Annotated in this window: 17 protein-coding genes; 9 read left to right on the top strand and 8 right to left on the bottom strand. The window is 70.5% G+C overall.

The window, feature by feature from the left end; all coding sequences use genetic code 11:
• Positions 1-62: 62 nt before the first annotated feature.
• A complete protein-coding gene (locus tag ABD798_RS26160) occupies positions 63-1,445 on the top strand; it encodes a serine hydrolase domain-containing protein (protein ID WP_344879971.1) in 1,383 nt (460 codons plus the stop codon).
• Here the strand turns inward: ABD798_RS26160 and ABD798_RS26155 are convergent.
• The 4 genes from ABD798_RS26155 to ABD798_RS26140 all read right to left on the bottom strand — a co-directional run bounded on the left by ABD798_RS26155 (position 1,426) and on the right by ABD798_RS26140 (position 5,732).
• Positions 1,426-2,172 carry a trypsin-like peptidase domain-containing protein gene (locus tag ABD798_RS26155; protein ID WP_344879968.1) on the bottom strand — a complete coding sequence of 249 codons (747 nt, stop codon included), beginning with the start codon at positions 2,170-2,172 and terminating at the stop codon, positions 1,426-1,428. The genes ABD798_RS26160 and ABD798_RS26155 overlap by 20 nt on opposite strands.
• Before the next feature lie 323 nt (positions 2,173-2,495).
• A complete protein-coding gene (locus ABD798_RS26150; RefSeq protein WP_344879966.1) occupies positions 2,496-3,884 on the bottom strand; it encodes a hypothetical protein in 1,389 nt (462 codons plus the stop codon).
• Positions 3,881-4,504 carry a SigE family RNA polymerase sigma factor gene (locus tag ABD798_RS26145; protein WP_344879964.1) on the bottom strand — a complete coding sequence of 208 codons (624 nt, stop codon included), beginning with the start codon at positions 4,502-4,504 and terminating at the stop codon, positions 3,881-3,883. Before ABD798_RS26145 ends, ABD798_RS26150 begins: the two co-directional genes overlap by 4 nt.
• Entirely contained in the window at positions 4,488-5,732 is a 1,245-nt protein-coding gene (locus ABD798_RS26140) for a glycosyltransferase 87 family protein (RefSeq protein WP_344879961.1), read from the bottom strand. The genes ABD798_RS26145 and ABD798_RS26140 overlap by 17 nt, the downstream gene beginning before the upstream one ends.
• 235 nt (positions 5,733-5,967) lie before the next feature.
• On the opposite strand from ABD798_RS26140, the gene ABD798_RS26135 reads away from it, so the two are divergent.
• Positions 5,968-6,777 carry a hypothetical protein gene (locus ABD798_RS26135; RefSeq protein WP_344879959.1) on the top strand — a complete coding sequence of 270 codons (810 nt, stop codon included), beginning with the start codon at positions 5,968-5,970 and terminating at the stop codon, positions 6,775-6,777.
• 15 nt (positions 6,778-6,792) lie between these two features.
• On the opposite strand, the gene ABD798_RS26130 is transcribed toward ABD798_RS26135, so the two are convergent.
• On the bottom strand, positions 6,793-9,180 hold the full coding sequence (locus tag ABD798_RS26130; RefSeq protein ID WP_344879957.1) for an ATP-binding protein: 2,388 nt from the start codon (positions 9,178-9,180) through the stop codon (positions 6,793-6,795).
• A 146-nt stretch (positions 9,181-9,326) separates the two neighbouring features.
• On the opposite strand from ABD798_RS26130, the gene ABD798_RS26125 reads away from it, so the two are divergent.
• Both ABD798_RS26125 and ABD798_RS26120 read left to right on the top strand, forming a co-directional pair.
• A complete protein-coding gene (locus ABD798_RS26125; protein WP_425549267.1) occupies positions 9,327-10,088 on the top strand; it encodes a PE-PPE domain-containing protein in 762 nt (253 codons plus the stop codon).
• A gap of 77 nt (positions 10,089-10,165) precedes the next feature.
• Positions 10,166-11,830: a serine/threonine-protein kinase gene (locus ABD798_RS26120; RefSeq protein WP_344879951.1), complete on the top strand. Its 1,665-nt coding sequence runs from the start codon at positions 10,166-10,168 to the stop codon at positions 11,828-11,830.
• Here the strand turns inward: ABD798_RS26120 and ABD798_RS26115 are convergent.
• Positions 11,812-12,684, bottom strand: a complete 873-nt coding sequence (locus ABD798_RS26115; protein ID WP_344879948.1) for an LLM class flavin-dependent oxidoreductase — start codon at positions 12,682-12,684, stop codon at positions 11,812-11,814. The two genes, ABD798_RS26120 and ABD798_RS26115, sit on opposite strands and share 19 nt — an antisense overlap.
• Before the next feature lie 24 nt (positions 12,685-12,708).
• Between ABD798_RS26115 and ABD798_RS26110 the strand changes: the two genes are divergently transcribed.
• From ABD798_RS26110 to ABD798_RS26095, 4 genes are read left to right on the top strand one after another with little or no spacing between them, the layout of a single operon-like run.
• Complete coding sequence (locus ABD798_RS26110) at positions 12,709-13,047, top strand: NIPSNAP family protein (protein WP_344879945.1); 339 nt, start codon at positions 12,709-12,711, stop codon at positions 13,045-13,047.
• Positions 13,048-13,089: 42 nt separating this feature from the next.
• A complete protein-coding gene (locus ABD798_RS26105; protein WP_344879942.1) occupies positions 13,090-13,569 on the top strand; it encodes a DUF2975 domain-containing protein in 480 nt (159 codons plus the stop codon).
• Positions 13,569-13,772, top strand: coding sequence for a helix-turn-helix domain-containing protein (locus ABD798_RS26100; protein ID WP_344879939.1), 204 nt, complete (start codon positions 13,569-13,571; stop codon positions 13,770-13,772). The genes ABD798_RS26105 and ABD798_RS26100 overlap by 1 nt, the downstream gene beginning before the upstream one ends.
• 44 nt (positions 13,773-13,816) lie before the next feature.
• Positions 13,817-15,649 carry a DUF2339 domain-containing protein gene (locus ABD798_RS26095; RefSeq protein WP_344879936.1) on the top strand — a complete coding sequence of 611 codons (1,833 nt, stop codon included), beginning with the start codon at positions 13,817-13,819 and terminating at the stop codon, positions 15,647-15,649.
• 19 nt (positions 15,650-15,668) lie between these two features.
• On the opposite strand, the gene ABD798_RS26090 is transcribed toward ABD798_RS26095, so the two are convergent.
• A complete protein-coding gene (locus ABD798_RS26090) occupies positions 15,669-16,541 on the bottom strand; it encodes an NAD-dependent protein deacetylase (RefSeq protein ID WP_344879933.1) in 873 nt (290 codons plus the stop codon).
• Between the two features lie 136 nt (positions 16,542-16,677).
• Here ABD798_RS26090 and ABD798_RS26085 point away from each other — a divergent pair, with 136 nt between their 5' ends.
• Positions 16,678-16,920 (top strand): hypothetical protein, encoded by a 243-nt coding sequence (locus ABD798_RS26085; RefSeq protein ID WP_344879931.1) that lies wholly within the window; start codon positions 16,678-16,680, stop codon positions 16,918-16,920.
• Positions 16,921-16,963: 43 nt separating this feature from the next.
• Here the strand turns inward: ABD798_RS26085 and ABD798_RS26080 are convergent, their stop codons facing one another.
• Entirely contained in the window at positions 16,964-18,085 is a 1,122-nt protein-coding gene (locus tag ABD798_RS26080) for an HNH endonuclease signature motif containing protein (RefSeq protein WP_344879928.1), read from the bottom strand.
• Between the last annotated feature and the right edge of the window lie 32 nt (positions 18,086-18,117).

Genomic DNA, 18,117 nt, shown 5'->3' with positions numbered 1-18,117 from the left:
GTCAGCCACAGATCGGACCTGGGTCCGATGTGGAGCGAGCTCGACGTGCCGAGACTGCGAACGTGCTCAGCCCATTCCTGTCCGCGGTCGTCCTGGCGGCCGCCGCGATCGTCCCCAACGCGGACGTGCCAGCCGAGATCGACGCGATTGTCCAGCAGTACCAAGAGAGAGCTGCCGTCCCGGGAGTCGCGGTGGCCGTCACGCGAGGATCCGAAGTGGTGCGCGTGGCGGGCTACGGACGCACGGCGGCGGGCGAACCGATCACCGAGCGCACGAGCATGGCCGTCGCCTCGGTGAGCAAGTCGATGACCGCGAGGGCCGTGCTGGCGCTCGCAGATGACGGCCGCATCCGGCTCGACGACCCGGTGACCGCGCACCTGCCGGAGTTCACGATGGCCGACCCGCCCGCCGCCGCGATCACGGTGCGGCAGTTGCTCGACCAGACCTCGGGCATGTCGGACACGACGATCCGCTCCTTCAGCGGGCCCGAGGTCCGCACGCTGCGCGAGGCCGTCGCCGGGATGCGCGAGGCGGTCCTGGCCACCGCGCCGGGGACGAAGTTCGAGTACCACAACCCGAACTTCCAGGTGGCCGCCCGCATGGTCGAGGTCGTGAGCGGGATGCCGTTCAGCGATTACCTGGCGCGCACGGTGTTCGAGCCGCTGGGCATGAAGGACAGTCGCAGCGTCAACACCGCCGACGACCTGCCACCGAGTGCGCGCGGTCACGTGAAGGTGCTGGGGATTCCCGTCGCCCTGCCCGAAGCTCCTGGGTTCGGCAACGGCTCCGGCGGGGTGCTCAGCTCGGCGCGGGACATGGCGGCCTGGCTGCTCGCGCACGACAAGCGCGTGCCGAACTCGACGAACTCCTACGCGCTCGGCTGGTTCTTCGGCAAGACAGCCTCCGGGCAGCCGCTGGTCCACCACGGCGGCGACCTGACCACTTCGACCGCGTACCAAGCACTTCTGCCCGCGTCGGGCTACGGCGTGGCGGTCATGGCGAACACCGGAACGCAGTACGGCGACGCCCAGGCGATCGGTGACCGGATCGTGGCGCTCCTCGAAGGCAGGCAGCCCGTGCCCGCGAACGGAGCGCCGGTGGTCGTGGACGCGGTTCTGCTCCTGCTCGCGGTGCCGGTGGGACTGCTCGCGGTTCGCGGGGTGGCGCGCTCGCGGAGGTGGGCGGCCAAGGGGCGCTCGGCGCTCTGGCTGGTGCCGCTGGTGCTGCCGATCGTGCTCTTCGCCGTGATCCACCGCGTCGTCAGCTTCCTCTACCGGGGCCGCGACGTGGCGTGGACGCAGGTGGCCCACCTCTACCCGACGTTCATGATCACGCTCGCGGTGACGGCGCTGGGATGCGCGGTGGTGCTCGGCGCGAGGCTGGTCGCGGTGGTGCGGCGCGCCCGCGCGGACGCGCCGCACCGGGCTACGGAGCGACCGGCGTGAACCCGGCGCCGGCCTCCCCGCGCTTGTCCATGTCGGCGACGATGGCGTTCATGGAGGTGCTCAGCCCGGCCGCCCACTGGTTGCCGATGAGCTTGCCGTCCAGCACCACCGGCGAGCCGGAGTCACCGGGGCCCTCCCAGATGGTGTGCGCGAAGTACACGCCGCTCGTGCTGATCATGAAACCGCAGGTGAGGCCGGTGGTCTGGCCCTGCTTGCACATGCGGGTGCCCGGGGTGGGCGGCGAGCCGATGCCGGTGATCGTCAGGCCGCCGACGGTCGCGGTCGGCACCACCTTGGCCTTGTCGAACTTGATCACCGAGTAGTCCAGGCCGGGGTTGGTGGGGCTGCCGACCGGGTTGCTGGCGCTGACGTGCACGACCGTGCCGATCACGCCGGTCTCCAGGTCGGTCTCGGAGGTCTTGGCGGGCTGGGCCGCGGTGCCCGCGGGGGTCTTGTTGGCGTAGACCTTGTCGCCCAGCACCGGCTTGTTGTCCTCGCCGTAGAAGCAGTGCGCGTTGGTCAGCCCGACCAGCTCGCCCGCCCGGTCGTGGCCGATGGTGGTGATCGTGCACCAGGTCGCGCCGGTGGCGGGGACGGGCTTGCCCTTGCCGAAGACGATGCCGGAGCCGCCGCCGACGCGCACCGTCGGCGCCGAGGCGAGCGCCGGGGAGGCACCCGCCGTCAGCGCGAGAACGCCGAGGACGGCGATTGCTCGAATGCGATTCATGTCGGCGACCGTAGGGGCGGGGCCTGAAATCCGGATGAAACTGATTTCTTGAAGTGACCGCGGCGTGCCGGGGACCGAGCGTCCACAAAGGACAGTCGCGGTCGTCGGCGGGCGCACCTTCCGGCACGCCGCGGTCCGGGCGCGGCCCGCGTCGCTGTGGAGGTGCCACGTCTGGGGGTCGTGGCCGGTGCTCCACGCGGAAGAGCCGCGCCTGGTGCCGGGGGTTTCCCCGACACGGAAGGAGAGTAGGGGGTGCCACTTAAATAACGCTGAAATCCTTAGTGGGAAGCGTTTGGTGTGACGATTTCGCGTTTTCTTATGCGTTACCGGGGCAGTGCGACCTCGACGGCGGTCCTGCCGGGAAGCGTCACCTCGACGGTGTCGGCGGCGTCGGGCAGCAGCGCCGCGTCACCCGGTACCAGGTTCCACGCGCCGCCCGCCGAGCGCCATCGCAGCGCGGCGCCCTGCTGGGCGACGACCCACCCCTGGGCGTCGGGCAGCCGCACCACGACGGGCAGCGCGGCGGCGCGGTCGATCTTCGGGCCCCGCACCACGCGCTCGGCCCTGTCCCCTCGGAACAGCGCGGCGTAGCTCTCGTTCTCGTGACCGGCCACGTGCTCGCTCACGATCACCGTGCGCCCGTCCGGGAGCTGGGCGGTGATGTCCCAGCCGCCGGGCTGGTTCACGCCCGCGCGGTCGGAGGTGTACCAGCCCCGGAAGGCGGGATCGGTGAGGCGGAAGTGGTCGAGGGCGTCGGTGAAGCGCTGCCTCCGCTCGGTGAGGCTCAGCAGGGGGCCGCTGAGATGGCCCTTCAGCGTCGTCCATTGCAGCCCCGGCAGGGGAAGGCCGTTGCCGGGCCCGGTGACCCGCGCGCGAACCGCGTCCGTCTCCACCGGCCGCACCCGGTCCTGCGGTGGCACGGCCGCGCCAGGGTCGACCGGCTTGTGCTTCACGAACACCGCCGCGCTGCCCCGGCTGGAGTCCGGCTCGGCGACGGCGGCCACGGCCACGCCGTCCTGGAAGATGAACGGGGTCCACTCACGGGAGGCCGTGCCGTCGGCGGCGTACTCGGCTCGGCGTGAGAAGAAGCGGGCCTGGCTCTCCTGCAACGCGACCACGACCGTGTCCGGGCCGATGAGGAAGACGCCCCCACCCCCGGCGTCGAGTCCCATCAGGTGCTGCTTCCCGTCAGCGATGTCCGTGCCGAACAGGCCGACGACGACGAGCCCGCCGGGCGGGAGCGGGGAGTCGCACGAGCCCTTGGCGCGCAGGGCCTGCATGACCAGGGCGACGGGCCCGGCGCTGGAGCTGTTCGCCCAGGAGACGTGCGGTTGCCCGACCGCGTCCCAGCAGCCCGCCCTGGCCAGGGACGCTCCCACCTCGACGTGGGCGGCGAGTTCGCGCTCCCACGTCGCGCGCGCGTTGGCGAGGAACTCCGCGTCGCCAGCGAGGTCGCCGGTGGTCGGCGTGGACAGTCGGACGTCGCTTGCCGGGGTGAGCCGGTCGGAGTCCGCGCGCCAGCTGGGCACGCCGGAGAGCAGCCCGCCGAGCATCGCGGTGACCGCGAGCGCGGCGCCGACCATGCTAGCGCGCATCCGTTGCTTACGACGCTTTCCCTTGCGCAGCGCGGCCTCCGCGAAGCCCGCCGGAGTGTCCACATCGGACACCGCACTGCGCAGCACCTGTGCGAGGGCCTCGCTCTCGGTGGTCATCGCGGTTCCTCCACTGGCTCGGCGGCGGCCTTGCCGGACAGGTCGATCAGCCCGCGCAGTTTGCCCAGCCCGCGCGAGGTCTGGCTCTTGACGGTGCCCGTCGAACACCCGAGCACGTTCGCGGTCTGCTCCTCGGAGAAGTCCTCGAAGAACCGCAGGACGATCACCGCGCGCATCCGGGGCGGCAGCTCGGCCAGCGCGCGCATCGCCTCGTCGCGCGCGGCGAGCCGGTCCTCGGGGCCGTCGTGGTGCGACAGGTGCTCGCCGACCACGGTCTCGTCCCAGCGGGATTCGGCCACGCGGCGGGAGCGGCGGCGCCACCGGTGCTTGGCGGCGTTGAACAGCGCGGTCCGCACGTAGGGCTCGGGGTCGCCGACGATCCGGTTCCACCGGCAGTACACCCTGGCGAGCACATCCTGGAGCAGGTCCTCCGCCGCTCCCTGATCACCCGCGCAGAGCAGGCGCGCCGTTCTGAGCAACGTCGAGGATCGCTCGCGGACGAACTCCACGAACCCGTCGTCAACCGCTGCCATCATCACCTCGTACCCGCTGCCCCGTGCCCGGCCCCCGAACGGACGCGGAGGCAGGAGCACCAGGACCCTGTTATCGGCGGTCGTCACCACCGCTCCCCGGACCCGTCCGTGCCTTCTCACCTGTTCCTATCCCGTTGCCGCCGGATCGGTTGTCACCGCGACGGGAAAAGTTCGCGACCAGCAGCGCCAGCAGCCCGGAGACGGCGACGAGGAAGAACGCGTTGCCCCACGGCCACTGCGCCGCGGTCCAGGTCAGCTCCAGTTTGCCGCCCTTGGGCAGGAACCCGTGCGGGCCGACGAAGAACACCACGGCGGCCAGCCCCGGCGCGAGCAGGGCCCACCTGGGGCGGCGCAGCAGTTCGACGGCGACGGCGGTGGCGAGCACGGCCGCCCAGACCCAGTGGTTGCTCCACGACACCGGCGAGCACAGCAGCCCGGCCGCTGCGACCACGAGCAGCGCGGGGACCTCGTCCCTGACCCGCGCCAGCACGAACCAGGTGACCGCGAGCGTCAGCAGCACGCCGCACAACCAGAACGGGAAGACCTGTTCGTCGACCAGCCCGAACCGGCCGATCACACCCCGGATCGACTGGTTGGTGTGGAACTCCGGCCCGCCGATCCGGTCGGTGTTGAACAGCGTGGAGAACCAGTACTGGACGGAGTTCTCCGCCGACACCGCGAAGCCGACCGCGACGGTGCCCGCGAACGTCCCGACGGCCGTGAGCGCGGAACGCCACCGCCGCCGGGCGAGGAAGTACAGCACGAAGATCGCCGGGGTGAGCTTGATCCCGGCCGCGACGCCGATCAGCAGCCCGCGCGGCCACGGCGTGCGGGGCAGCAGGCAGTCCGCGACGACCATCACCAGCAGCAGCGTGTTGACCTGACCGAGGTCGATCGTGGCCAGCACCGGCTCCGACAGCACCGACAGCGCGCCCACCACGGCGCCGAGCCCTGTCGCGACGGCCGGGCGCAGACCGCACGCACGCGCCACGACCACACAGGCCGCCACCAGCGCCAACGCGGTCGCGGCGGTCACCACGAAGCCCATTGCCTTGAGCGACAACGGCATCAGCGCGGTGAACAGCAGCGCCGCGAAGGGCGGGTAGGTGAACGGCAGCTGGTACACCAAGGGCCGTGGCGGGAACTGGTCGTCGTAGAGGTGCCGGCCCGTCACCATCGCCTGACCGCCCGCGCGGTAGACGTCGAGGTCGACGAGCGGAGCGCCCGACACGTGCCACAACGCGGCGGCGAGCGCGATCCCGACGCCCGTCACCATCACGGCCGGTCGTCGCAGCAGAGCTTCAACAGTGGTCACGCACGGGAGAATCCCGATGCACCCCACTGCGTTGCGTCTCAGAAGATCTCCGTGAAACTTCCCATCCAACGCAACGTTCGGTCGCCCTCCGGTATCCGCGCGTGGCCGGAGATCTCTCCGTCGAGTGGGCCTCACCCACCGTGGAGTGGTTGGTCGGCGCCGCACCGGCGACGAGCGGGGACGACGCGCATGATCCGCAAGGAATCAGTTTCGCGCTCTCGAAAGGGACAGCGTCATGGCCACCAGGGTCAGGGAACTTCTGCTCGTCGCGGCTTCGCTCGTGCTCCTGCTGCCCGCCGCACCGGCGGCGCACGGGAGCACGCAGGACCGGGCCGCCGAGGTAGGGCTGGAAACGGAGCACGGGACCCAGTACTCGAGCTTCGCTTTTGCGGGAAACGTGGAGACCATCGGCGGGCGTCCGCACCTTGTCGGAGAGCTGACAGGTGGGTGCGTCAGGCAGAAGGTGACGGCGACGCTGCACTGGAAAGTGCTCCCTGAAGGCAAGGAGAGCACCGTCGCGCTCGCGTGCAGCGACACCGACCACAGCGCCAGGGGTGTTCGAGCTCTGGTTTCCGAGCCCGTCGCGCACGAGGGCAAAGGGGGAACCCTGGCGGTGTGGCTGTGCAGGAACAGCTCCACCGAAGGTTATTCGTGCGGAGCGGTGCAGGCGATGGGACGCCAGCTGGCCGCGTTCGGTGAGGCGAAGTTGATCACCGCAGGCGGCGGTCTCAGTGGATTCTTTCGAGGAAGCGTGCTGAAGGACTCAGGGAAGCTGCTGCTCTCCGGAGTCATGGAGTCGTCCTTGGGGGAGAACAATTTCTGCCCGAAGTACGTCGGCATGTCCCTGAAGGTGACCTACCGGCCGGGCGGGCAGACGCGCGGTGACATCTCCGTGTGCCCGCCGAAGGACTTCTCGCGCAACAAGCTGCGCGCGCAGACGGCCCTGCTCGACGAGCTCGACGCCACGAGCGTCGAGGCGAGGATGTGCGCGGTCAAGGCCAACGCGACCGAGGAGTGCTCCGAGACGACCACGATCCAGCTCTGAGCTCCCGCTAGGGGGTCAGGGGACGCGGCGGGCTTCGGGAAGGCCCAGTTCGCGGAAGATCAGCAGTGCCTCGCGCCACGCGTGCTCGGCGGGGGCGTGGTCGGCCGCGGAGGTGTGGGCGCGGGCCAAACCGTCGAGGGCGTGTGCCTCTTCGTAGCGGTCGCCCGTGATGCGCGACGCGGTCACGGCGGCCTCGAAGGCGGAGAGCGCTCCGGCGGCGTTGCCCGCGGCGAGGTGCGTTTCGCCGACGTAGCGCAGCACCTCGGTCTCCACGCTGACGGCGTCCACCTCGCGGGCCTGGGTCAGCGCGCGGTCGTAGAGCTCGAAGGCCTCGGCGTGGCGGCCGGTCAGCCGGTACACCTCGCCGAGGTTGCCGAGCGCGGCGGCGATGCTGCCGGGATCGCCGAGCTCCTCGTGGATCGCGACGGCCGCGACGCAGTCCCGCATCGCCTGCTCGTGCTCGCCGAGCCGCCCGCGCGCGAAGCCGAGGTTGGTGCGCAGCGCGGCTTCTCCGTGCGGGAACTCCAGTTCGACGGCGATGGGCAGGGCTGTGTCGTAGCACTCCACGGCGTCGGCGTAGCGGCCGAGCCGCTCGTAGAGGATGCCGAGGTGGTTCAGCGCGCCCGCCTCGGCGTAGCGGTCCCCGGCCTCGCGGCAGACCACGATCGCGTGCCGCAGCACCTGCTGCGCGTCCTTGAGCCTGCCGAGCCGTGTGCTCGCCATTCCCATGTGGTGCAACGCTGTTCCCTCGGCGCGGCGATCACCGATGAGCCTGCTGGCCGCCACCGCGTGCTCGTGGATCACGAGCGCGTCGCCGTGGCGGTCGCTGTCGAGCGTGCGTCGGCGCAGCACGGCGGCGAGGCGCACGGTGTGGCTCGGCCAGCCGTCGCGCACGCTGAAGCTCACCGCCGCGAGCAGGTTCTGCCACTCGGCGTCCATCCATGACTTGGCCTCGGCGGTGGTGCGCAGCGGCGGCAGGGCGACCTCGGCCAGCCAGTCCGCCTCGATCTTGGCACCGGGTGGGTGCAGGACCTCGATCGCCTTGGCGCCGGCGGTGACGTAGTAGTCGAGCAGCCGCGTGACGGCGGCCCTGCGCACCGGCTCGGCGATCGTGGCTTCAGCCTGCTCGCCGGCGTACTCGCGCAGCAGGTCGTGCATGCCGAAGCGGCTCTCCGACGTCCGCGCGAGCAGGTACGCGTCGGCCAGCTCATCGAGCACCCGCGCGGCCGAGGAGAGGTCGGTGCCGAGCAGCGCGGCGGCGGAGAACGCGTCGACCTCGCGCGCGGGGTGTACGCCGAACAGCCGGAACGCCTCGCCGGTGCTCGGTTCCAGGCTGCGCTCCGACCAGGAGAACACCGACCGAACCGATCCGTCCGGCTCGCCGACGTCGAGCTGACCCAAGCTCCCGGTCAGCTCGGCCGCGAGTTCGCTCAGCGGCTGCTGACGCCGCGTCGAGGCCAGCGCGGCGACGATGCGCAGCGCCAGCGGCAGTCCGGCGCAGCGCTCCGCGAGCGCGAGAACGGCTTCGCGGTGGGGTTTCTCCCGCCCGATCAGGTGCATCCGCAGCAGGTCGACGCCGTCGCGCTGGACGAGCGGCGCGAGGCTGACGGGGTGCGCGCCGGGCCGCAACTGCAACGCGGGGAGGTCACCGCGGCTGGTCACCACGGCGAAGCAGTCCCGGCTGCCCGGCAGCAGCGGCCGGACCTGCCCGGCGTCGCGGGCGTTGTCGATCACCACGAGCACCCGCCGACCGGCGAGCGCGCTGCGGAACCTGGCCGCGCGTTCCTCGGCGCCGGCGGGGATGTCGGTGTCGGCGAGCCCGAGTCCGCGCAGGAAGCTCGCGAGCACCTCGGCCGGATCTCGCGGTTCGTGCTGTGCGTAACCGAGCAGGTCCGCGTACAGGCATCCGCCGGGGAACTGCTCGGCGACGCGATGACCCCAGTGCACCGCGAGCGCGGTCTTGCCGACTCCGGCCGGACCGGAGAGCGCCGCGATGCCGACGCCCTCGGCGAGCACGCGGTCCAGCGCGACGATCTCCGCCGAGCGCCCGGTCAGCGGTCCGGGATCGGCGGGCAGCTCGCGGGGGACCAGGTGCTCGCGCGCGGCCGGGACCCTGAGCGCCCCGGACTCCGTCGCGCTCCGCCTGCGCTGCAACGCATCGCGCGCGGTGACCAGGCGGCGGTGCTCCTGGGTCGGGAGGTCGAGCGCGCACAGCAGGTCATCGAGCACGTGGCTCGGCGGCAGCGTGGTCCCGGCGAGGTAGGCGTAGAGGGTGCTCTGCGAGACCTCCAGCCGCTTCGCGAGCGCGGCGACCTTGATCCGGCGGTTGTCCCCGTGCCGCAACCACGACTTCAGCTCGCGGCCCAGGTCGACGGCGGTCACCAGCGGCGCCGGGTCGAGCACGTGTAGTCCCCCTCGCGCACGCGGGCTCGGTCGAAGATTCCAGAGTTTCCAGAGTCTACCCACGAGGTGATCACCGGGTGGTGTGCTGCGGCCGCCCCGGAGAGCGCGAACACCCGGTGGCAGCAAAGCGAAAGGACCTCATGATCGTGAAGAAGACCAACCGCTTCGGGGGTGCCGGCCTCGCGCTGGCAGCGCTGGTCACGACCTTGCTCGGCTCCGCTCCGGCGAGCGCGGGCGCCGCCGAGGCCGAGGCGACCCGCTACTACATCCTCATCGGCGGCACCTGCGACGGCGACGCCACCGTCTACAACGACGCGTGGCTGCGCGGCGGTGTCCGGCGGACCGTGCACTACCCGGCGGGCGGCACCGGACTGCCCAACTGCAACCAGACCCCGATGGACGTCAGCGTCCGCGAGGGCCACGAGGCCGCCAAGCGCGTGGTGATCGACAGCTACAACGCCGACCGCGGCGGCCGGTTCGTCGTGGTGGGCTACTCGCAGGGCGCCATCGTGGCCAACCACGTGCTCAACGACATCGCCGACGGCAGGCTCGGAGTGGACAAGTCCCGCTTCGAAGCCAAGATCTACGCCGACCCGATGGCCCCGGTCGGACCGCCCGGGCTCGGCATCGGCGCGGTCGTCCCGCAGGGCGTCGGCCTGCCCTTCGGCGGCTACGTCTCGCCCGGCGTCGGTCGGCGGGACTTCGGCGGAATCCCGTTCATTCGTTACTGCATCCAGTCCGACGGGGTGTGCCACTTCAATACGCTGGAGGCGCCGGGCGGCTACTTCGCCCAGCACTGGTGCTACCAGGAGCGGCCGATCATGGCCGACTCCCTCGCCGACGGCGTGTACATCAACGGCCCGCACGAGCTGGGGCGGCAGAACTGCCGTCCACCGCACCCGCGCTAGCCGGTGATCGACCGCGCGGGTGGGAGCCGCTCCCACCCGCGCGGTTCTGTCGTGCCGACACCGAACGGAGGTGGTAAGTGGAGGAAGAGAGACTGGTCGCCGGCCGCTACCGGCTGGTCAGGCGCGTCGGAGCCGGGGGGTTCGGACGCGTCTGGGAAGCACGCGACGAGGTGCTGCACATCGACGTCGCGGTCAAGGAGCTGTGGCTGCCCCAGTCGCTGTCCGAGGCGGAGCTGGCCGAGCGGCTGACCCGCGCCACGCGCGAGGCCCGCAACGCCGCGCGCCTGCGCGAGCACCCCAACATCGTCGCGGTGCACGACGTCGTCGTCGAGGACGACATCCCCTGGATCGTCATGGGCCTGGTCGGCGGGAAGTCCCTGGCAGAGCAGCTCGACGAGGGACCACTGCCTGTCGACCGGGTGGCCAGGATCGCCGCCGACCTGCTCAACGCGCTCGAAGCCGCGCACGCCGCCGGTGTCGTTCACCGGGATGTCAAGCCCGCCAACGTGTTGCTGGCCGAGAACGGCACCGCCCTGCTCGCCGACTTCGGCATCGCCGTGCACCACACCGACACCGCGCTCACCGCGACCGGGATGCTGATCGGCTCCGTGGAGTACATGGCGCCCGAACGGCTCAACGGCATCGACGGCCGCGAAGAGAGCGACCTGTACTCGCTCGGTGTGACGCTCTTCCAAGCTGCGGAAGGAACGTCGCCGTTCCGCCGCGAGACGCCCACGGCGACGCTCACCGCCGTCCTGCTCGCCGAAGCGCCCCCGCTGAGCAGCACCGGCAGCCTCGCGACGCTGATCACCCGACTCCTGGAGAAGGACCCGGCGCAGCGCCCGGGGATCGCGGAGGCACGCGCCCTGCTCGAAGCGGCACGCGAGCCGACGCGGGAGCTCGAGCGCGAGAAACCCAAGCCCACCAAGAAGATCGAGGAGGTCCAGACCCCGAGACAACCGGTCAAGCGCAACAACGATCTGTGGGTTCTGGCGATGTGCGCAGCGGTGATCGTCGCGCTCCTCGGGATCAGCGGGAAGCTGGACCCGTTGGTGGACTGGGTTTTCCCCTCGCCTTCGACCACCAACAAGGCCACACCGACCGCCACGCCGACGGCCACCAGGACCTCGTCGGCGACGCGCACCGCTGCCACCACCACGAACCCGCCGAAGTCGACGACCACAACGACGACGAGGTTCAACCCGGCCGACCTCAACCAGGAGTCCACCGACAAGACGCCGCTGACTGTCGCCGCGCTGCTGCCCAGCTCCTTCAAAGACGCGAAGAACGTGCACTACACGAGGAACAGCGGCAGTGTCCGGTCGTGCGTGACCTCGTGGATGGACCAGGAAGTGCGCGCCCTCCTGACGCGTTCGCGCTGCGGCAGCGCGGCCTCCGCGACGTACGTGGACGACTCCGGCAAGATCCTGGTGATGGTGTGGGTCGTGCCGATGGCGGACTCGACGACGGCCGAGACCGCCTACAACGCGGCCTCCGGCGCCGGTTCCTGGGGAATCCTGTGCCCCGGCAGCGGTCCCGGCGCGGAGATCTGCGACCAGAACAAGGACACCTCGCGCGCGACGCGCAGCGGCTGGGTGCGTCAGGTCAACCGCTACCTGATGAAGTCCTCCGCGTACTACATCAGCCTCACCCGCGACACCGGCGTGCAGCCCTGGCTCGACGCCGCCGCGCAGGCATCGGTGAGGGAAGCCGGGCCCAGCAACTACTCCGGGAACCGCTGAGCGGGCGGTCCCTGCTCGATCCTGCGCAGCACCGGCTCCAGGCGGTCGAGGTCCTCGCCCGCCTGGAGCTGCCGCTCGTCCCACCACGTCGCCCCGGCCCGCGCCAGCGGCGCGATGATCTCCGCGGCCCGCTCCGGATCACCCGGGCTGACGCCGCCCACGACGACCTCGAACGGCCCGTCCTCGCGGTGCTCGCGCACGTAGGAGACCAGCTCGCGGACGTCGTCGGCGGCCGGAGCCACACCGTGCCGCGCGGTGGTGAACAGCGGCACCACGCCGTCCCAGCGCGCCGCGCGGCGCATCGGCCTGCGGTTCGGCCAGATACCGCCCACCCACACCGGCGGGCGCGGGCGCTGCACCGACGCGGGCAGCAAAGTCACGTCGTCGACGCGGTAGTGCTTGCCGTCGTGGTTCACCGCCCCACCCGACCAGTAGCGGTTGAGCAGGTCCAGGCCCTCGTCCAGCTTCTCCGCCAGCACGACCGGGTCGGTCGGCTCACCGAAGCTGCCGAACTCGTCCTCGATCGGCCCGCCCAGCCCCGCCCCGAAGATCACGCGTCCGCCGCTGAGCACGTCGAGCGTGGCCACCTGCCGCGCGAGCTGCTCCGGCCGCCGCCGCGCCACCGGCGTGACCAGCGTGCCCAGCCGCAACCGCGTGGTCGCCAGCGCCGCCGCCGTCAGCAGCATCCACGGATCACCGAAGGGCTTTCCCGCGCGCGCCTGCTTGTCGTGCACCACGTGGTCCCAGACGAACAGTCCGTCCCAGCCCGCCTGCTCCGCCGCGACAGCGACGCGGGCGACCGTCCTCGGGTCGGAGAAGTCGCCGAAGTTCGGGAGGTTCACCGAGAAGCGCATGCTCGCAGAATAGGCTGCTCCACCATGATCACCTGTGTTGTGGAGTACGTGATCGACCCGCGCCGGATCGAGGCCTTCGAGCGCTTCGGCAGGCGGTGGATGGAGCTGGTGGACCGGCACGGCGGCACCCACCACGGCTACTTCCTGCCGGGGGAGGGCGCCAGTGACAAGGCGCTCGCGCTGTTCAGCTTCCCGAGCCTCGCCGCGTACGAGGAGTACCGGCAGCTCTTCGGCGTGCACCCCGACTTCGTGGCGGCCGACCGCATCCGCGACGAGAGCGGCTGCGTGCTCCGCTACGAGCGCAGCTTCATGCGGCCCCTGCTTCCGGGTGATCTCGCGGGCGACCTTGTCGCAGAACGATAACTATCGATTGACTTTCGATAGGTTCATCTCGACACTCGACGCATGTCGCTAGCGCATCGGGCGGTGGTCCCGCTCAAGGTCTTCCTGGTGGTCCTGTTCGCGGTCCTCGTGGTGTTCCAGGTGCTCTCCTTCCCCGGCCAGTTCCGGTACATGGCCGAGACGCAGCCGGAGCGCGCGCACCTCCAGTGGCCGCTGACCGCGATCGCGGTGTTCGGCCTGCTGTGCGTGGAAGTGGTCGTCGTGGCCACGTGGAAGCTGCTGACCCTGGTGAAGAAGGACCGGATCTTCACCAAGGCGTCGATGGTCTGGGTCGACGCGATCGTGTGGGCGATCGGGGCCGCGTGGGTGGTGCTGCTGGGGATCTTCCTCTGGGTGGGGATCAACGCCGACGACCCCGGAGCGCCGATGCTGCTGTTCGCGATGGTGGTGGGGCTCGCGGTGGTCGGGCTGGTGATGGTGGTGATGCGCGCCCTGCTCCAGCAGGCCACGGCGCTGCGCACCGACATGGAAGAAGTGATCTGATGGCGATCGTGGTCCGCATCGACGTGCAACTGGCCAAGCGCAAGATGAGCGTCGGTGAGTTCGCCGAGCGCGTCGGGCTGACCCCGGCGAACGTGGCCGTGCTGAAGAACGGCCGCGCCAAGGCGGTGCGCTTCAGCACCCTGGAGGCCATGTGCCGGGTGCTGGAGTGCCAGCCGGGGGACCTGCTCGAATGGGTTGAGTAGTTCTGCGGAGTCGCGCTTCGGCGCGCTGCTCCAAGGTGGTGCGCATGCACAACGATGGAGATCGGCTGCTCGGGCTCGCCGAGGAGATCGATGATCTTCGCCGCCGTCTCGGGCGGGTCGGCGGCGAGCTGCGCGCGCTGCGGGTCGACCTGGGCGCTGAATCCCTGGGCACCGAAAATCTGGGCGCTGAACCCCTGGAACAGCCTGCCCTGGAACAGCCCGTGCCCGAGCCGGTCATCCCGCCGCAACCCCAGCCCCAGCCCGCGTCCGTGTGGGACTCCCGGCCGCCGATGATCCAGTTCGGTCCGGCCCAGGAACCGGCGCGCACCCCGTCGCTGGCGGCGGCGTGGAGCACCGCGCTGGGCAAGGAGGGCGCTGGGAGCAGGCTGCTCGCGTGGGTCGGTGGCGCGGTGACCCTGCTCGGGATCGTGCTGCTGCTGGTGCTCGCGATCCAGCGCGGCTGGCTCGGCCCGCTGCCCAGGGTGCTCGTCGGCGCGGCGTTCGGCGCGGGCCTGGTCGGTGCCGGGCTCTGGCTGCACCGCAACCCGGTCGGCCGCACGGGCGCGTTCGCCTTGGCCGCGACCGGTATTGCGACGCTCTACCTCGACGCGATCGCCGCGACCACGCTCTACGAGTACCTTCCGCAGCTCGGCGGTCTCGCGGCCGGTCTGCTGATCGCCGTCGCCGGTCTGCTGCTGGCCGCGCGTTGGGATTCCTCACTGCTCGCGGCGGCCGTGGTCGTCGGCTGCGCCGTGTGCGCGCCGCTGATCACCAAGGGGTTCACGCCCGAGCTGGTCACGTTCCTGCTGGTGCTCCAGATCGCGACGGTCCCCGTGCAGCTGCGTCGCGACTGGTCCGCTCTCGCTGTGGCCGCGGGTGTTCCGCCGCTGATCGCCTCGGTGCTCAGCACGCTGCGCAACCCGTTCGTCGCCACCAACCCCAACACGATCGTCGCCGTCGTCGCCGGAGTCGTCGGGATCGGCCTCGCGCTGCTCGTGCTGCACCGCAGGCCCAAAGACTCCGCCGCGCTCGCGCTGCTGGTCGCTTCCGTGGTTCCCGCCCTGGTCGCCGCGTTGACCCTGCCTCGTGGTGAGGCCGTGATCGTGTCGGGTGGAACCGCCTTCGTGATGCTCGGCGTGTGGGGCGCCGGTCGTTGGCTGCCCGGCCGTGCCGGTGACCTCGCCGGGCTCGCTGGCCTGGTCGCGGCGTTGCAGGCCACGGTGACCCACTTCGACGGCACGGCCCGTGGCGCCGCGCTGCTCGGAGAGGCTCTCCTGCTGCTGTTCGTCGCGCGGTGGGGCCGCAGCCTGATCGCGCTCGCGGGTGGTCTGGTCTTCGGCTTCCTCGGCGGATTCGCCGCTGTGGCAAGGGATCTCCCGCTTCCGCTGCTGCTCCGGGTCACCGAGCGCACCACCGGTCAGCTCGCGGGCGCCTTCGCGGTGGCCGTGCTGATCGTCGCGGTCGCGTTGGTGCTGCCGTGGGTGGCCAACAAGCTCGGCGAGCTGCGCGCTCCGTCGGAAGCGTTGGCGCCGTGGCTGATCGCCGGGGTCATCGCGCTCTACGGCGCTGCCGGGGCGGTGCTGAGCGCCACGCTGTTGATCGTGCCCGGCCGCACCGGCTTCCTCGTCGGCCACGTGGCGATCACGGTGTCGTGGACGGTGGTCGCGCTCGTGTTGTTGGTGCGCGGCATCAGCGTCACGGCGATGCGCGTGAGCGGCCTCGTCCTGGTCGGCGCGGCAGTGGTGAAGCTGATCCTGTTCGATCTGTCCACTTTGGACGGAATGGCCAGGGTGGTGGCGTTCCTCGGCGCCGGGCTCGTGCTGCTGGCGGCGGGGACCCGCTACGCGCGCCTGGTCGGGGCGCAGCAGGCGGGCTGAGTTCCGCTGGCGCGGGGCCTCACGCGAGGCTCCGCGCCAGTTCCGTCAGCGCCAGCCCCAACGGCATGTCGAGGCGTCCCTTCGCGTGGACGTCGCCCCGCGTCGGCCCGTGGTTGATGATCAGCACCGGCTTGTCGGCCTTGGCCGCGTGGCGGACGAACCGCAACCCGGACATCACCGTGAGCGAGGAGCCCAGCACCAGTACCGCTTCCGCCTCGTCCACCAGCTCGTAGCAGTGCCGGACCCGCTCGCCGGGCACGTTCTCGCCGAAGAACACCACGTCCGGCTTGAGCACGCCGCCGCAGTCCGCGCAGTCCACCAACGCGAACCCCCGCACCGCCTCGGCGGGCAGTTCCACGTCGCCGTCCGGGTTGATCCGCGAGGTCTCCGCCGTGAACCCGGGATTGACCGCCCGCAACCGCCGGTCCAGCTCCTCGCGCGGGCTGATCCGCTTACACCCCAAGCAGACCACCCGGTCCAAGCTCCCGTGCAACTCCACCACGCCCGCCGCGCCGGCCGCCTGGTGCAACCCGTCCACGTTCTGCGTGAGCACCGAATTGATGTACCCGTTCGCCTGGAGCTCGGCCACCGCCCGGTGCCCGCTGTTCGGCTGCGCCCGCGCGATCGTCCGCCACCCCAGGTGGCTCCGCGCCCAGTACCGCTGCCGCCCGTCCACGCTGGCCACAAACTCCTGGTAGGTCATCGGCGTGTGCCGGTGCAGGCTGCCCGTGTCGCTGCGGTAGTCCGGGATCCCCGACTCCGTCGACAAGCCCGCGCCGCTCAGCACCAGCACCCCACCCGCCGCGACCACCTCTTCCACGTCGGCGAGGCTGGCCACGGCCGTAGAGGAGTCCTCGGTCGGTGTCCAGGACAGTGTCGGCCGCATGCGCACCCCACCAGCGTAGGTGAACTTCTTGGCAAGTCCTGTCAAGCAAACGTGAAACGCTTGCGAGCGCCGGGGGGCACGTGGGTAATTTCCGTCAACCTGCTGGGGGTCAGCAGAGTTGATTCGCTGAAGGAGAGCCGCCATGCGTGCACGAAAGTTCGCCGCTGCCTGTCTCGTCGCCGGTTCCGCACTCGCCGTGACCAGCGGCGTCGCCACCGCGTCCGAGGTGACCGCCCAGGGCCGCTGGATGGTGTTCGCGACCTACCCCGTCAGCACCCAGGGGTGGGCTGACTGCTGGAACGCCAAGGTGAACGTCGCGAAGGGCGACTGCAAGCTGAACAGCGACACCGGCGCCACCATCGATCTCTGGGGTTGGGCGTCCTGACGTCGAAGGGGCCGGGCTGTCCGGCCCCTTTGTCATGTCCGCTTCAGAACGGCGCGGGTTCGGCGATGGGTTCGAGTTCGGTGTCGTAGCTGCGCTGCGCCGGGGTCGTCCACCGGTGGGTGCCGTCGTCGAGGTTCTCGCACCGCCAGTTGGAGTGCGTCTTCATGGTGTGATGGTGCCTGCACTTCGGCCGCAAGTTCTTGATGGTCGTGTTCGTACCGTCGAACGGACAGCAATGATCAAGGTCGCAGCGGTGGGCGGGTTGTTGGCATCCGATGGCGGTGCACCTGGGGTAGCGGGCGTTGATGAGTTCTCGTTGTTTCGGTGACGGTCGGTAGGTGTCGCTGACTTCTTCTGCCATGCCGGTGGCGGGGTCGGTGAGGATGCGTTTCCAGATGCCGCCCTTGGCGATGTCCTGCGCGACGCCCGTGGGGATCGGCCCGTATCCCGCGAGCATGCCGGGATCGTCGGTCAGCCCGAGCAGCGCGGTGATCGGCATGGTGAGGTAGACCATCGTCTGCCCCTGCGGCGCCGGAGTGTCGAGACCCAGCAACAGGTCTCGGGCGACGTCGGCTCGTTTCTGGTCCAGGGTGCGGTCATCCTTGGGCAGGGATTTCGCGATCCGGTCGATGTGGTCGAAGGCCATCGCGGTGTCGTGCGCGGTCATGGTGTGACGGAGTTCGGCCATGCCGTCGTCGAGGTTGATCTTCTCGACCAGACGGCGTTTGCGTTTCTCTTCGTGGCGAGCGTCGGCGGCTTTCGGGTCGAGTTTGTGGATCAACGTCTGGGCACGCCGCCGGATGGAGGTGTAGGTGCGGGTGGGGGCGTACTCCAGCAGATTCTCCTCGGCGATCGAGGTCTGGGGTTCCTTCAGGATGCGGATCTGATCGACGATCAACAACGCCTTGCTTTCGTCGATCTTCCCGGCCGACAGGGCTGCGAGCACACGCGGGCGTTCGGTGAGTTCGGAGGCGTTGGAGAGGATCCGATCCGCCCCGCGTCGGGAGATGTGTAGGGCGCAGGCGATCTCATTCTGCACGAACCGATAGTCACGATCGTCGGCGGCGATGTGGAATGTGATCAAGGCTGTGGCGAGTTCCGCTTTCGCATGACAAAGAGCGGCTTGTTTCGCCTCAACCTCGATCAAGAGTTCATCGAGGGTCATACCCCCAATTCTACCCGCAAATAATAGTGGAT

This window comes from Allokutzneria multivorans, assembly GCF_039537405.1.
Lineage (GTDB): Bacteria > Actinomycetota > Actinomycetes > Mycobacteriales > Pseudonocardiaceae > Allokutzneria > Allokutzneria multivorans.
This window is presented reverse-complemented; position numbering and strand designations above follow the sequence as displayed.

Excerpts from the sequence above, each read along its gene's own strand:
- ABD798_RS26155 (WP_344879968.1), bottom strand. The coding sequence starts at position 2,172 with ATGAATCGCATTCGAGCAATCGCCGTCCTCGGCGTTCTCGCGCTGACG.
- ABD798_RS26150 (WP_344879966.1), bottom strand. The coding sequence starts at position 3,884 with ATGACCACCGAGAGCGAGGCCCTCGCACAGGTGCTGCGCAGTGCGGTG.
- ABD798_RS26135 (WP_344879959.1), top strand. The coding sequence starts at position 5,968 with ATGGCCACCAGGGTCAGGGAACTTCTGCTCGTCGCGGCTTCGCTCGTG.
- ABD798_RS26115 (WP_344879948.1), bottom strand. The coding sequence starts at position 12,684 with ATGCGCTTCTCGGTGAACCTCCCGAACTTCGGCGACTTCTCCGACCCG.
- ABD798_RS26110 (WP_344879945.1), top strand. The coding sequence starts at position 12,709 with ATGATCACCTGTGTTGTGGAGTACGTGATCGACCCGCGCCGGATCGAG.
- ABD798_RS26105 (WP_344879942.1), top strand. The coding sequence starts at position 13,090 with ATGTCGCTAGCGCATCGGGCGGTGGTCCCGCTCAAGGTCTTCCTGGTG.
- ABD798_RS26100 (WP_344879939.1), top strand. The coding sequence starts at position 13,569 with ATGGCGATCGTGGTCCGCATCGACGTGCAACTGGCCAAGCGCAAGATG.
- ABD798_RS26095 (WP_344879936.1), top strand. The coding sequence starts at position 13,817 with ATGCACAACGATGGAGATCGGCTGCTCGGGCTCGCCGAGGAGATCGAT.
- ABD798_RS26085 (WP_344879931.1), top strand. The coding sequence starts at position 16,678 with ATGCGTGCACGAAAGTTCGCCGCTGCCTGTCTCGTCGCCGGTTCCGCA.
- ABD798_RS26080 (WP_344879928.1), bottom strand. The coding sequence starts at position 18,085 with ATGACCCTCGATGAACTCTTGATCGAGGTTGAGGCGAAACAAGCCGCT.